The organism is Maribacter litoralis, assembly GCF_003075045.1.
Taxonomy (GTDB): domain Bacteria; phylum Bacteroidota; class Bacteroidia; order Flavobacteriales; family Flavobacteriaceae; genus Maribacter; species Maribacter litoralis.
The window spans coordinates 183,362-197,921 of the sequence record NZ_QCZD01000002.1 but is presented as its reverse complement, the minus strand read 5'-3'; the positions used below and the strand labels follow the sequence as shown (position 1 = coordinate 197,921).

Genomic DNA, 14,560 nt, shown 5'->3' with positions numbered 1-14,560 from the left:
ATAATAATTATTTCTGGATACATGCAATTTTAATACAAGAATTAGTGAAGGGCTTTCAGTATACCGGCAAAGTCTGGTAGTATTTATGAAAAGAGAATTTAGTATAGCACTATTTGTGCATAATGAAAGTTTAAATTAAACGTATAACACTTAATTTCAATTACTTATCAATTGCACTTGGTGCATAACCAAATTCATTCTTAAAAGCGCGGCTAAACCAAGAAGGATCATTAAAACCTACGCTATATGCAATTTCCGAAACAGTCATATCAGAATCGTAAAGCATTTCTTTTGCTCTATCCAAACGGACCGAGCGTATAAAGACCGCAGTAGATTTATCAGTGATAGTTTTTACTTTTCTATACGTTTGAGATTCGCTCAATTGTAATTTAAATGCCAATTGTTTTGGACCGAAGTTAGAATTAGCCATCTCATGTTGTATAATTTCAATCACTTTTTGAAGGAATTGAACTCTTGGGTTCTTAGTTTGAGTTTTTAAAAAAACAGCTAAACCATCGCTTTCAAACTTATTGACCATTTTCTTACGTAATGCAATAAGTTGATCTAACCTTATAAACAACTCAGCTTTTTCAAAGGGCTTTACCAAATATGCGTCAGCACCATGTGATAGACCTACAATACGGTCTTTTTGAGTAGACTTCGCCGTTAACATTATAATTGGTATATGATCTGTACGCTTATCTGATTTTAAAGTTTTACAAACTTCATAACCATCTATTACCGGCATCATGACATCGCAAATTATTATGTCTGGAATTTCACTTAGAGCTTTCTCAACACCAATCTTACCATTATTTGCACAAACTGTTCGATATTTGGTTTCAAGCGAATTCTTCAAAAAATAAACTACATCGACATTGTCTTCTATGATCAATGCAATTGGCAAATTACTTTCTTTAGGATATTGTGGCTTTGCATCTTCTTTTAACCCATCGATTTCATATACCGGCATTTCAATATCTTTAAATGCTAAGTCCTGTCTTTTAGCGGTGGTGAATATGGGCAAATAAAAAGTAAATTCCGTTCCTTTACCCAATTCACTTTTCACTGTAATGTTTCCACCCATCAACTCTATAAAATTTTTGGTTAACGATAGCCCTATACCAGTGCCTTTACTCGACCTAATAATGGATGCATCTGCTTGATAAAATCTATTAAAAATATGAGGTAGGACATCTTTTGAAATACCCATACCATTATCTTTAACTTTTATCAGAAATTGACTAGAGCCATTTTTCGCAGTACTGTTAAGATGTACAATGATTTTATCCCCGTCACCTAAAAATTTGATTGCATTTGATAACAGATTATATATAATGGTCTGTAATTTGTTATCATCTACATCCATTATTAAGCTGTCTACTTCTGAGTATACTACTAAATTGACATTTTTTTCATAGGCATACGATTGAAAACTTTCACAGATGTATTTAATAAATGAGATTACATCGGTCTTCACGAGTTGCAATTCTATATTTCCGCTTTCCAACTTAGCAAGCTCTAGCATTTCATTAACTAAATGCAATAGGCTTTTGCCATTACGCGCAATTATCTCAAGAGGTTTATTTACCCTTACAAATTCTTTTTCACCAAGATTTTCCTTTATAGTTTCGGCCATACCCAATATTACTGTCAAAGGAGTTCTAAACTCATGCGTAATATTCGTATAAAGACTATTCTTTAGTTGGTCTATTTCTTTAAGCCTGTTACTTTCAGCAAATGCCAACTTTCTTGAAACCTGAAACTTATAGAAAAAATATGCTAATACTACCACTAAAATGACGTATAGCATGTAAGCCCACCAGGTTGACCACCATGGAGGAATTACATGCAACTTCATTTTAAGAGGCTCTTGATCCCATTCTACACCCCTTGAAAAACCATTTACCAGCAACGTATGATTACCCGATGGAAGGTTCAAAAATTGAATCTCCGGATCTTTAAGCATATTCCATTCTTTATTATTGGGCAATAACTTATACCCATATTCAATCTGTTTGTTTAAACGGAAATCAACAGAAGAAAACTGAAGATAAAATGGGAATTGATTATTATTGAATTTTAACTCTTTAGTCTTTAACAATGATTCCTTTAGGGCACTTTTAGGTGAGCTATTTGCTTTTATTACTTGATCCTTAATCCGAAATTCAGAAAAATAAAGTGGTTGTGGTGCATCGATACTGGTTAAATCTCGAGGATGAAAATAGGTGAGGCCATCAATACCGCCCAAATAAATAAATCCCTGATCATCCCTAAATCTCGCATGAATATCAAACTCGTTACTCTGAATACCGTCTTGAACCCCATATTGTTTAAACTGGTTGCTTCTTGGATTAAAATGAACAATACCAGCAGTAGTACCCAGCCAAAGATTTCCATCAAGGTCATCTTGTACTCCATAGATTATAGCACTTGTAAATTGATTTTGCTCTGTCCACGATTTAAATGTACCATCTTGTTGCCACAAATTTAAACCGTAACGTGTTGCTACCCATTTATTGTCTTCGTCATCTACCAAAATATCGTAAACAGAATTATGGGATAACGAATTCTCTAAATCATCATTTCGTGTATAATTTGTAAAAACGGGGTTAGGATAGTTTTTAAAGCTCAATCTAGTAAGACCACCCTGAGAACCGATCCAAATGTCCCCTATTTTATCTATGGTAATACATTGTGCAAAATCATTAATAAGAGAATTTGAATTACCATTCTCGTTCTTGTATCTATAAATCTTTTCATTTCCATTTGAATCCATCTTCAAACTGAAAATTCCGTGACCAAATGTAGCTCCCCAAACTATACCAGATGAATCGAGTGCGATTCCTTTAAGAAAATCATTACTAATAGTATTGGGGTCACTCTTTACATGTCTAAATATTTTGAACTTAGGATTTTCAGCGTCAAAAGTCTTTAAATCTATCATGCTAAGCCCTCGAGTTGTGGCTATCCAGATTCGCTGATTCACTTCATCCTTACAAATTTCTCGAACTACATTACCCGAAATATTGAAAGGGTCGTTTTGATTTTCTTGAAAATAATATACATTATCTTCCCGAATAAGGTTCAATCCCCCATCAGAAGTACCAACCCACAGGTCTTTTCCATCCTTTAAAATTGAAAATATCACATTATCATTTAATACTTGTGAGCCCCTCTTATTTTTGGAAATATTTTTAAAATAAGGACTTTTAAAATCTAGGAGATTCAAATTGTTTGCTGTACCTACTAATATTTGATTTTCTGAATTTTTCAGCAATGACTGAACAGTATTATTACTTAATCCGTCAGTTTCATTTTCTGAATATTGAATGTTTTGAACTACTTCAAGTGCATATACATCAAACAAAAATAAACCTGACCCAGTACCAACCCAAACTGCGGAATCGTCAGCTTTCAAAAAAGTTACAACATGTCTAGTAGGGCTTCCACCATATTTATTCAAATTGATTTTTTGGAGCTGTTTTGAATTAATATCGTACAAGAACATACCGATTTCAGTGCCAATAAATAATTTTTCGTTACTTCTAAAAAATGCTTGCACATCACCTTCCACACTTATATCAGATGAAATAGCTGATGAAGCACCGGTGTTTAAATCAAATTTATAAACAGTCCCATTATACCCTCCCACCCATAAAATATGGCTGTTATCGAAATAGAGTCCATTTAAAGATGTGTTCTTGAGAAAATTCTCTTGGATAAAATTCTCACCATCAGAAGTAATCTTATATAGTCCTGACTTACGTGTAGTTATCCAGACATTACTTTTGTGGTCTACAACCATATCCAGAATTGTCTCGTTAGGCACAAGGTTCTCTAAGTCTATTGAACGAAAAACATCTAGTTCATAGTCATAAAGATTCAATCCATTGCCAAGTGTCCCCACCCATATATTACCAGATTTATCTTCCAGCAAACTAGTTACATGATTTCCAGAAATGGAAGCATCGTCAGATTCGTCGTATTTATAAGTTTTAAACTTCTTTCCATCAAATCTATTGAGTCCATCTTGAGTTCCAATCCATACAAATCCTAAACTATCTTTTAACAATTCGTTTATCGTAACCTGTGAAATACCATCTTCTAAGGAATAATATTTTATACGTACATCATCTTGTGCATAAAGAAAAGATAATTGGAATAAAAGCGTACTTATTAAAGAAATACACCTTAACGATAATGGAAAAAAGAAAAACTTGAGAATTTTAAATTCAACACTCCAACCCATAATTGCTTCTTTAAAATAATGAAGAAAAAGCATCGGGGTTTGCTAGAATATGCGCAATGAACTTCTCAAATGCACAGAACAATTTACTAAAAGATAACTAGCGAAGAAAACTTATTGAAAAAATTAAATTATTAACCATTTAGAAGGAAATATTTATAAAATGCATTAATAGAAACCCAAACCTCGAAATCTCTATTAAAAGTTGTGAGCAGAACCATTTATTTAATAGTTTCAGGTACTTAATTTAGCTTTAAAGATTCATATTAAGCCATTTTCCAATACAAGGCTCTTCCCTCTTATAAAATCTGCTTTAGATATACCACATGATAAAAAACCGAGGCGTTGCGCTTCGGTTTTTATACTATTGGTCCATTTAGACTTTATATCTATACTCAAAATAACCCTGGTTGAATTCCTCCTTTTATTCTTCCTAAATGTTTATATGCCATTTCCGTTACTTCACGACCACGCGGAGTTCTCATAATAAAACCTTGCTGAATTAAAAAAGGTTCATATACTTCTTCAATAGTTTCTGCACTTTCAGAAACTGCAGTAGCCAATGTAGTAATACCTACCGGTCCGCCTTTAAATTTATCGATTATAGTAGTTAGGATCTTATTGTCCATTTCATCCAATCCGTGAGCATCTACATTCAATGCCTTTAAACTGAATTTAGAAATTTCCATATCTATAGCGCCATTACCCTTAATTTCAGCAAAATCTCGCACCCTTCTTAAAAGTGCATTACAAATTCTTGGTGTACCCCTACTTCTACCGGCAATTTCAATTGCAGCATCATGGGCAATGGGCACGCGTAAAATCTCAGCACTACGTTCTACAATAGTAGACAACAACTCTGTTGAATAGTATTGTAACCTACTTTGAATACCAAATCTTGCACGCATAGGCGCAGTCAATAATCCTGACCGTGTGGTTGCACCAATCAATGTAAACGGATTTAAATTTATCTGAACAGACCTGGCATTTGGACCCGTTTCGATCATAATATCGATTTTATAATCTTCCATAGCAGAATACAAATATTCTTCTACAATAGGGCTCAATCTGTGTATTTCATCAATGAACAACACATCTCTTTCCTCTAAATTGGTCAGTAAACCCGCTAAATCGCCAGGTTTGTCTAACACAGGGCCAGACGTAATCTTAATACCGACACCAAGTTCATTTGCTAAAATATTGGCCAAGGTTGTTTTACCCAACCCTGGAGGACCATGAAACAAGGTGTGATCCAATGCCTCACCTCTTCTATTTGCAGCCTCAACAAAAACCTTAAGGTTTTCAAGCACTTGTTCTTGGCCTGTAAAATCGTCAAAATTTACAGGTCTTAAAGCTCTTTCAATATCAAGCTCCTCATTTGAGAAACCGTCTGCAGATGGGTCTAAATACTCGTTCATACACTAACAAAGATAGACAAACACAAGATAACTTTAAGTCAAGTCAGTTTTCTAAATCTATTTTTCATCAGAGCAAAAAAATGTTCTTAACTAATAAATTACACTTCTTGATTATGCAAACAAGGTTTAAAAAATGAAAATATTTAATGCTCGTCTAGTTCAATTCATTATCAAGTAAAAATTGTAATTTCATGGCATGACAATAGAAAATTACACCGCATCAGTATTACAATATATTCCCGTATTCTATATTATTTGGTCAGATGACCTATTATCAGCATCGGAAATCAATGTTGCAGAGAATGCTATTTCCAATGACAGCTCTTTGTCTTCCGAAGATAAAAAGCTATTAAAATCATGGTTGAACGTTAAAAATCCTCCTAAAAATTCCGTATTCAAAACTTGGAAACAATTGATTATCAATAGTGGTGTTAAGTTGGTGGAGCACGAGACCTATCCGTTAACCGCTTTTAGCGAAAAAGTAGCTACGCACTATCATGGTGAAATACCATTTAATGAATGCATCAAAAATATTGAAATCAACCTCGGTATACAGCCAAATCATTACAATCACCTATTTGAAGTACATATTGATGTGGACAAAAAATCATCTCAATATTCAGCCAAAGAAATCGATACTATTCTCAAAGGTAAACACGCCGATACTATAAATACATTTAGAGCCACCTTGAACGATTCTATTTTCTCTTGGCAAGTTCGTCGTAACAAAGAGGAATTTAGGAATCATGTTTTAAAACAAGTAGAATTTCTAGCCGAGAAAGGATATGGCGCCATGGCTTATTCAAAAGAATATGGTGGCACGAACAATATGGAAGGTTATGCCCATATATTCGAAAATATGATATGGGCAGATGGAAGTCTGACCATAAAATTCGGTGTTCAATTTGGATTGTTCGGAGGGAGCATTCAAAAGCTAGGAACCAAAAAACACCATAAAAAATATTTGACCAAAACCGGGAAAGCAGATTTATTAGGATGTTTTGCCATGACCGAAACGGGTCATGGATCAAACGTACGTGGTATTAAAACAACGGCTACCTACAATAAGGACACTGAAACTATTGTAATTCACTCTCCAGGTAAAAATGATAATAAAGAATACATCGGCAATGCCATACATTCTAAAATGGCTTCAGTTTTTGCCCAACTTATCGTTAATGGAAAAAACGAGGGAGTTCATGCTATATTAGTTCCATTGAGAAATAAGAACCATGAATTATTACCAGGTATTACCGTAGAGGACAACGGTTACAAACTTGGGCTCAACGGAGTTGATAACGGCAAAATCTGGTTCAACCAAGTAGAGGTTCCTAAAGAAAACCTACTAAACAAGTACGGCACTATTTTAGCAAATGGTGATTACTACTCAGAAATTAAAAACCCAAACAAAAGATTCTTTACCATGCTAGGTACTTTGGTGGGCGGTAGAATCTGTGTAGCAAGAGCAGGATTGGGTGGTGCTAAATTTGCATTGACTGTGGCAATAAAGCATGCTTTAAAAAGAAGACAATTCAATGATAGTGTAAAGGTGCAAGAAGACTTATTAATGGACTACCCTTCTCACCAATTGCGTTTGACCCCACTTGTTGCCAACGCATATGTTTATCATATTACCTTAGATAAAATGATGGCTCTATATTGTGATGAATCTCAACCCGATAAGAGAAAAATTGAAACACAGGTTGCCGGTTTAAAATCGATCATAACTTGGTATGCCAACGACACCATTCAAGAATGTAGAGAAGCGTGTGGCGGTAAGGGTTACTTGTTAGAAAATAGAATTGCAGACTTAAAAGGTGATGTAGATATTTTTACCACGTTTGAGGGCGACAACAATGTTCTTTTACAATTAGCGGCAAAAGGAGTACTATCTGATTTTAAAGCAGAATTCAATAGTGCCGGTTTCTCGACGGTATTAAAACTATTAAGTTCACAATTAAGCGACAAACTATCTACCATTAATCCTCTTTACACCAACAAAACGGATAAAGATCATTTATACAATCCTAAATTTCATATTCATGCCTTAGAACATAGAACGCGTAGATTGACCTATACTTTGGCTATGCGTATTAGAGGATATATCAAAAAGGGAATTCCTTCTTACCAAGCCTTTTTAAAGGTGCAAACTCACTTAATGACACTTGGTAAGGCCTATAGCGCAGAATTGGCTTATAAATCGTTCTTAGAGCATACTGAAACGATTACTGATGCCAATCATAAAGAACTATTTGAAAAAATAGGAACGCTACATGCTTTGCAGGAAATTAGAAAAGATGCGTCATGGTATTTGGAACAAGGATATATAGGTGGAACAAAGTCTAAAGCTATTCGTCAGCGAGTAGAACGTCTATGTACAGAACTTAGACCACATTTAAACACTTTGATCGATGGTTTTGGTATCCCAGACTATCTATTGACCGCACCAATTGCCAATTAATTTTTCTCTTTTTCTAACTTAGAAGTATCAAGAAAATCTAAAATAGTTATCTCAGCATCACCATACAACTTAGTTCTAGTAGCACCTTTTGAACTAAGTTGCAATGTGTTTAAAGCTCGAACCTCTACATCAGGTGAATCTTCAGCTACCACGAGTACGTCGTTAGATTGCAAGTTTGATGCTTTTAGAGCACTATTACCGTATAATTTTGCCATTAAAAAATCTGAGGTACCTTCAACTTTAGCAGAGGCATTCTTGTACATATAAATATTATTACTGGCCCCCGTTGTATACAACTTAACATCTATTCTGTCTTTTAAAACAATGTTTAAAGAATCACTAGCCAAATTAAAATCGCCAGAACTTATTTCCTCCATGTTAATATCTATGACGTCTGCGGTTGCATTCAACTCCAATCTAGAGGTACCTAAGGTTTGAACTCTCAGTTTATCTGTAGAGATAACATCTTTCATACTTATTTTACCATTCAACATCTTAACGCTACTTAATTCTTGAAAAAAGATAGTAATCTCCAATTTTTTCTTAGAAGTGATATTGTAAAAGGATGAGATTTTCAATACTCCGTTATCTACTTTAAACTTTAGTACATCTACAAGATTATCGTCTAATTCAAGAGCATAACCTTCTTGTGAAGCTTTTTGGAGTACGATATCCAAATCATCGACCAGTTCAATACCATAAAATGGCTCCAGATCCTCACGCAGCTCCACCACACTTCTATTACCTTTTATTTTTGGCTTACGTTGAGAATAAGTGGTAACTCCCACAATTAAAGCTACAAACAGAATGGCGAACTTTTTCATAGATAACATTATTTAAAAATTGAAGGTATTTAAATTTATGCAATAATAGAACAACTTAGTAATATCTTAAGAGCTTTACAAAAAAAGCCCAACTAAGTATAGTTGGGCTTTTAAAAAAATTATAATGTATTCTAATGATTTAACTCTTCTTCATTTTCCTGTAGTGGAATATGCTGAGGCACAAAATCTTGACCAGCGATAATGTACTCTCCGTTCTCGTACACTTTACTATAATCATATGCCCATCTATGAACTTCAGGAATAGGACCATCCCAATTACCATGAACGTGTTTCTGATCGGTTGTCCACTCTAAAGTATTAGATTTCCATGGATTCTTAGGACCTACTTTACCGTAGAACATGCTATATATAAAGTTAGCTACGAATACCAACTGAGCAGCTGCTGCAATAATAGCAAAGACTGTCATCAATACTTGAATATCGGTTAATTCATCGAACATTGGAAAAGCCGTATTTTCATAATATCTTCTTGGAACACCAGCCATACCAACAAAGTGCATTGGGAAGAAAACCCCATAGGCACAAACCGCTGTTACCCAAAAGTGAACATAGCCAAGATTTTTGTTCATCAACTTTCCTTCAAACATTTTTGGGAACCAATGATAAACACCTGCAAAAAGACCATATAAAGCAGATATACCCATTACCAAGTGGAAGTGAGCTACTACGAAATATGTATCATGAACATTAATATCCAAGGTACTATCCCCTAGAACAATACCAGTTAAACCACCAGTAATAAAGGTAGATACCAAACCAATTGAAAACAACATTGCCGGATTCAATTGAAGGTTACCCTTCCATAACGTAGTAATATAATTAAATGCTTTTACCGCAGATGGTATTGCAATCAACAATGTGGTAAAGGTAAACACAGATCCTAAGAAAGGATTCATACCTGAAATAAACATGTGGTGACCCCATACAATCGTTGATAAGAATGCAATTGCCATAATAGAGGCAATCATTGCACGATAACCAAAAATTGGCTTTCGGGCATTGGTAGACATTACCTCTGAAGTAATACCTAATGCAGGTAACAATACAATATAAACTTCAGGGTGACCTAAGAACCAAAATAAGTGTTCAAATAAAACCGGTGAACCACCTTGATAGTGTAATACTTCACCTTGAATGAAAATATCCGATAGAAAGAAAGATGTACCAAAACTTCTATCCATTATTAATAATAATGCTGCTGACAATAATACCGGGAAAGAAATTACACCAATAATAGCAGTAATAAAAAATGCCCAAATAGTTAAAGGTAATCTAGTCATAGACATCCCTTTCGTTCTTAGGTTAATTACCGTTACAATGTAATTCAAAGAACCAATTAATGAAGAGGCAATAAATATTGCCATAGACACCAACCATAAAGTCATACCCATACCTGAACCAGGCTGAGCCATTGGTAATGCACTCAGCGGTGGGTAAATTGTCCAACCCGCTGCAGCTGGACCAGCTTCAACAAACAATGAGATAATCATTATAATACTTGATACAAAGAACATCCAAAAAGATACCATGTTCAAGAAGCCCGATGCCATATCGCGTGCACCAATCTGTAGCGGAATCAAAAGGTTACTAAAAGTACCACTTAACCCTTGGGTAAGTACAAAGAATACCATGATAGTACCATGCATGGTAACCAAGGCAAGATAAACATCAGCATCCATAACTCCTCCAGGAGCCCATTTACCTAGTAACGCCTCAAATATCGGAAAAGACTCACCCGGCCAAGCCAATTGCATTCTAAACAATAATGACATTGCAATACCGATGAAACCCATTACCAAAACACCCATTATAAAATATTGCTTCGCAATCATTTTATGGTCTTGGCTAAAGATATACTTTGTTACAAAAGTTTCTTTATGATGATGTCCATGATCGTCGTGTGCGTGATCATCTACATGTGCATGTGCTGTTGCTGACATAATCGAAATCTTATTTTTTATTAATTTTCTTTAAATAGCTAAAATGACTTGAGAATAAAAGATTACTCTCCTACTGTTACTGCGCTTAATGAGTGTACCTCTGGGCTACTTTCATCTTTCATTACTGTTTCAGCAAATGTAGATTGACTCTTCATCCATTCATTATATTCCTCTTCGGTCTCCACTATAATTTTCATTTGCATATTATAGTGAGATTTACCACATATTTTATTACATAATAATATGTAATCGAATTGCCAAGGGTCTAAAGCCTCTTCGCCAGAAGCAGATTTCTCAGCTCTAATTTTATTGGTTCTTTTAACTTTATCCATAACATCTGGATTAGTTCTCATTTCTTCAGTAGTATATATTGGAGTAAATGAAAACTCTGTTATCATACCTGGCACACAGTTCATTTGCGCTCTAAAATGCGGCATATAAGCTGAATGCAATACATCTTGAGAACGCATTTTAAAGTTCACTTTTCTACCAACTGGTAAATGTAATTCTTTTACGATAACATCATCATGAGCATAAGTATCGGCTTCATCTAAACCTAACACGTTCGCCTTGTCGATATCTATCATTCTTACATTTGCACCACCTAGAACGTTATCATCACCACCGTATCTAGCCGTCCAATTAAACTGCTGTGCATATAACTCTACAATTAGTGGATCATCTTCATCATTTACATCCATAATTGTTGTCCAAGTATAAAGACCCCATAAGATAAGTCCAGCTAATACAATTACCGGTATAATTGTCCAGATAAACTCTAAACGATCATTATCGGCATAGAACAATGCTTTCTGACCTTCTTTACCTGCGTACTTATAACCAAAATAATGAAGCAACGCCTGTGTTATGGTCTGAACGATAAATATGATAATGAAAGAAACCAACATTAAGTTGTCATATTCTTCACCATGTGCAGAACCCGCTTCAGGTAATAAGAATTTACCGTACTTCCAAAAACTGAAAATGGTAATTCCGTAAATGAAAACCAAGAATCCAAATAACATGTAACCGTTATTCTTATTATCAGCGTCAGTAGCTATCTCGTACTTACTAGTTTTAAGCTGTGATAATTCGAAGATTTTAGTCAACTGCCAAATGGCAATCGCTACAAGAACAAGAACAGCTAAAGTCAATAATGTCGTCATCGTATATATAAATGTTATACTTTACTTACTAATCTATTAATAGTGAAAGTGTCTACTTTCTTCAATAAATGGATTTCTTTTTGGTTGCAAAGGTGCCGTTGATAGTGCTCTGAATACCCAGAATATGAATAACCCAGCGAAAAACATTACAGAACCTATTTCAGGGATACCAATGTACCAATTTTCACCAACCGTTGAAGGCATAATGGCGTTAAAGATATCCATATAATGACCTGCCAATATTACAATACCTGTTAATACAACAAACCAGTTTATTCTCTTATAATCACTATTCATCAGTAATAATACCGGGAACAAAAAGTTCATGGCAACCATACCAAAGAATGGAAGTTTATAGTCAGCTATTCTAGTTACATAATAAGTAACCTCTTCCGGTATGTTAGAATACCATATCAACATGAACTGTGAGAACCAAAGATATGTCCAAAAGATGCTGATACCGAACATAAATTTTGCTAAATCATGAATATGACTATCGTTAACATCTGGCAAAAGTCCTTTAGACTTTAAATAAATAGTTACCATAGCGATAACTGTTATACCAGATACGAACATACTCGCAAATATATACCAACCGAACAAAGTACTAAACCAGTGTGGTTCTACACTCATGATCCAGTCCCAAGACATGATTGATTCAGAAATTAGATAGAAAACCAAGAAAGCGGCAGATATTCTGAAATTCAATTTAAAATTAGAATTATCATCAGAATCATCTTGAGCTAAAGATAATCTTCTAGAGTATTCTCTATACCCTATCCAACCTGCTAAAAAGATAGCAGCTCTTATTAAGAAGAACGTTGGGTTTAAATAACCCGCTTTACCTTGTAACAAATGATCATGCGCAACAACATCGGCATCCATCCAAATAAATAAATGGTTCATATGCAAAACAGATAGCAACAGTATTACAAACACTATAATTCCACCAGGAACAAGATAAGCAGTTATACCTTCCATTACTCTAAATAATAATGGTGACCAACCCGCTTGTGCCGCTCTTTGTATTGCATAAAACGCTAACACACCAAGAGATATCATCATAAAAAAGAAAGCCGCAACATACAGCGCAGACCAAGGTCTATTCTTTAACTGATCCAACAAATGTTGATCATGAGAAGCATCGTGACTTTCACCATGACTATCTGCAACAGCATGATCATTCTCATTAGTTGCGTGTTCTGCTTCAGCTCCATGTGCATCACCATGACCTTCATCATGACTTGCTACCATTTCTTTCGCTTCTGCTATAGTTCCAGGAGCCATAACAAATCCGCCGATAATTCCTAATGCACCTACTATCATTAGAACTATGGAAGCTATTTTTAGTCTATTTGAAAACGTATACATAGTATTGCTTACCTATTATTTGGTTAAATCTTGTTTCAATTTCATTACATATTCCGACACTTGCCACATCTCTTCGGTATTCATTTGAGAAGCATAAGACCCCATCGAATTCAATCCGTAATGAATTGTGTAATACGCAGATCCAACAGTCAAGTTCCTTACCGGGTCGGCATAACTTGGAACACCTAATATTTTTTCTCTTTTTACAAGTGTACCTTGCCCATCTCCTTTATCACCATGACAGATAGCACAATATATTGTATATAATTGACCTCCTTTTGCCAAATTAGTTTCTACGTTCATAGAATCTAATGGACTAGATTGCAATCTAGCCAATTCTTTACCCTCAGGAGAATTTTCTATTTCATAAGGCAACCAACCTCTATTAATCGTATTTGCCGGTGGCAATAAAGCTTCGGACTGGTTTGGTAAAAAATCTGCCTCACTATAAGCCTCATAACCTACGGACTCATACATATTAGGCATATACTGATAATTGGGAACACTATCGTCTTGGCAAGAAGTTGCCACAATAGCTATACCGAATATTAATGCTAATTTCTTAAAACTGTTCATATTTAATGACTGTTTTTTTCTGATATACTAATTTCTACTGCACCAGTATTTATTAATAAATCTCTTAATTCTTGCTCGTTGTCATGGATTTCGATCTCCATTAAAAAATGATCATCCGTTGTTCTTACATCAGGATTTTCAGCTTCTTTAAAAGGCCACAATCTACTTCTTAGGTAAAAAGTAATTACCATAAGATGTGCAGCAAAGAAAACCGTTAATTCAAACATAATAGGAACAAAAGCCGGCATATTCTCTAGATAGCTAAAACTTGGTTTACCACCTATATCTTGAGGCCAATCTTCGATCATGATAAAGTTCATCATTAAAACCGCAACGGTTAAACCTACACAGCCATATAAAAAAGCCGTAATAGCGATTCTAGTAGGAGCTAAACCCATAGCCTTATCAAGTCCGTGAACCGGAAAAGGACAATAAACCTCTTCAATATGAAGCTTTGCCGCTTTAACCTTTTTAACGGCAAGCATTAGCACATCATCATCGTCGTAAAAAGCATGTATAACTTTAGATGCCATA

The 14,560-nt window shown here is 34.9% G+C and carries 9 protein-coding genes; 1 reads left to right on the top strand and 8 read right to left on the bottom strand.

Going from position 1 to position 14,560, the window contains the following annotated elements:
• Positions 1 to 160: 160 nt before the first annotated feature.
• Both DCS95_RS08140 and ruvB read right to left on the bottom strand, forming a co-directional pair.
• Entirely contained in the window at positions 161 to 4,285 is a 4,125-nt protein-coding gene (locus DCS95_RS08140) for a hybrid sensor histidine kinase/response regulator transcription factor (protein WP_116770316.1), read from the bottom strand.
• A 359-nt stretch (positions 4,286 to 4,644) separates the two neighbouring features.
• Positions 4,645 to 5,667 carry a Holliday junction branch migration DNA helicase RuvB gene (gene ruvB, locus DCS95_RS08135; RefSeq protein WP_116770315.1) on the bottom strand — a complete coding sequence of 341 codons (1,023 nt, stop codon included), beginning with the start codon at positions 5,665 to 5,667 and terminating at the stop codon, positions 4,645 to 4,647.
• Positions 5,668 to 5,863: 196 nt separating this feature from the next.
• Here ruvB and DCS95_RS08130 point away from each other — a divergent pair, with 196 nt between their 5' ends.
• Positions 5,864 to 8,128, top strand: coding sequence for an acyl-CoA dehydrogenase family protein (locus DCS95_RS08130; RefSeq protein ID WP_116770314.1), 2,265 nt, complete (start codon positions 5,864 to 5,866; stop codon positions 8,126 to 8,128).
• Here the strand turns inward: DCS95_RS08130 and DCS95_RS08125 are convergent.
• From DCS95_RS08125 to DCS95_RS08100, 6 genes are all read right to left on the bottom strand, one after another.
• The gene (locus DCS95_RS08125; RefSeq protein ID WP_244178420.1) at positions 8,125 to 8,952 is read right to left on the bottom strand and encodes a GIN domain-containing protein; all 828 of its coding nucleotides are present in this window, start codon (positions 8,950 to 8,952) and stop codon (positions 8,125 to 8,127) included. The genes DCS95_RS08130 and DCS95_RS08125 overlap by 4 nt on opposite strands.
• Positions 8,953 to 9,083: 131 nt before the next feature.
• Positions 9,084 to 10,913, bottom strand: a complete 1,830-nt coding sequence (locus DCS95_RS08120) for a cytochrome c oxidase subunit I (RefSeq protein WP_116770312.1) — start codon at positions 10,911 to 10,913, stop codon at positions 9,084 to 9,086.
• Between the two features lie 62 nt (positions 10,914 to 10,975).
• Entirely contained in the window at positions 10,976 to 12,079 is a 1,104-nt protein-coding gene (locus tag DCS95_RS08115; RefSeq protein WP_116770311.1) for a cytochrome c oxidase subunit II, read from the bottom strand.
• Between the two features lie 36 nt (positions 12,080 to 12,115).
• Complete coding sequence (locus DCS95_RS08110; RefSeq protein ID WP_116770310.1) at positions 12,116 to 13,450, bottom strand: quinol:cytochrome C oxidoreductase; 1,335 nt, start codon at positions 13,448 to 13,450, stop codon at positions 12,116 to 12,118.
• A gap of 15 nt (positions 13,451 to 13,465) precedes the next feature.
• The gene (locus DCS95_RS08105; protein ID WP_116770309.1) at positions 13,466 to 14,026 is read right to left on the bottom strand and encodes a c-type cytochrome; all 561 of its coding nucleotides are present in this window, start codon (positions 14,024 to 14,026) and stop codon (positions 13,466 to 13,468) included.
• A 2-nt stretch (positions 14,027 to 14,028) separates the two neighbouring features.
• Positions 14,029 to 14,559: a DUF3341 domain-containing protein gene (locus tag DCS95_RS08100; protein ID WP_116770308.1), complete on the bottom strand. Its 531-nt coding sequence runs from the start codon at positions 14,557 to 14,559 to the stop codon at positions 14,029 to 14,031.
• Between the last annotated feature and the right edge of the window lies 1 nt (position 14,560).

Excerpts from the sequence above, each read along its gene's own strand:
- DCS95_RS08140 (WP_116770316.1), bottom strand. The coding sequence starts at position 4,285 with ATGCTTTTTCTTCATTATTTTAAAGAAGCAATTATGGGTTGGAGTGTT.
- ruvB (WP_116770315.1), bottom strand. The coding sequence starts at position 5,667 with ATGAACGAGTATTTAGACCCATCTGCAGACGGTTTCTCAAATGAGGAG.
- DCS95_RS08130 (WP_116770314.1), top strand. The coding sequence starts at position 5,864 with ATGACAATAGAAAATTACACCGCATCAGTATTACAATATATTCCCGTA.
- DCS95_RS08125 (WP_244178420.1), bottom strand. The coding sequence starts at position 8,952 with ATGAAAAAGTTCGCCATTCTGTTTGTAGCTTTAATTGTGGGAGTTACC.
- DCS95_RS08120 (WP_116770312.1), bottom strand. The coding sequence starts at position 10,913 with ATGTCAGCAACAGCACATGCACATGTAGATGATCACGCACACGACGAT.
- DCS95_RS08115 (WP_116770311.1), bottom strand. The coding sequence starts at position 12,079 with ATGACGACATTATTGACTTTAGCTGTTCTTGTTCTTGTAGCGATTGCC.
- DCS95_RS08110 (WP_116770310.1), bottom strand. The coding sequence starts at position 13,450 with ATGTATACGTTTTCAAATAGACTAAAAATAGCTTCCATAGTTCTAATG.
- DCS95_RS08105 (WP_116770309.1), bottom strand. The coding sequence starts at position 14,026 with ATGAACAGTTTTAAGAAATTAGCATTAATATTCGGTATAGCTATTGTG.
- DCS95_RS08100 (WP_116770308.1), bottom strand. The coding sequence starts at position 14,559 with ATGGCATCTAAAGTTATACATGCTTTTTACGACGATGATGATGTGCTA.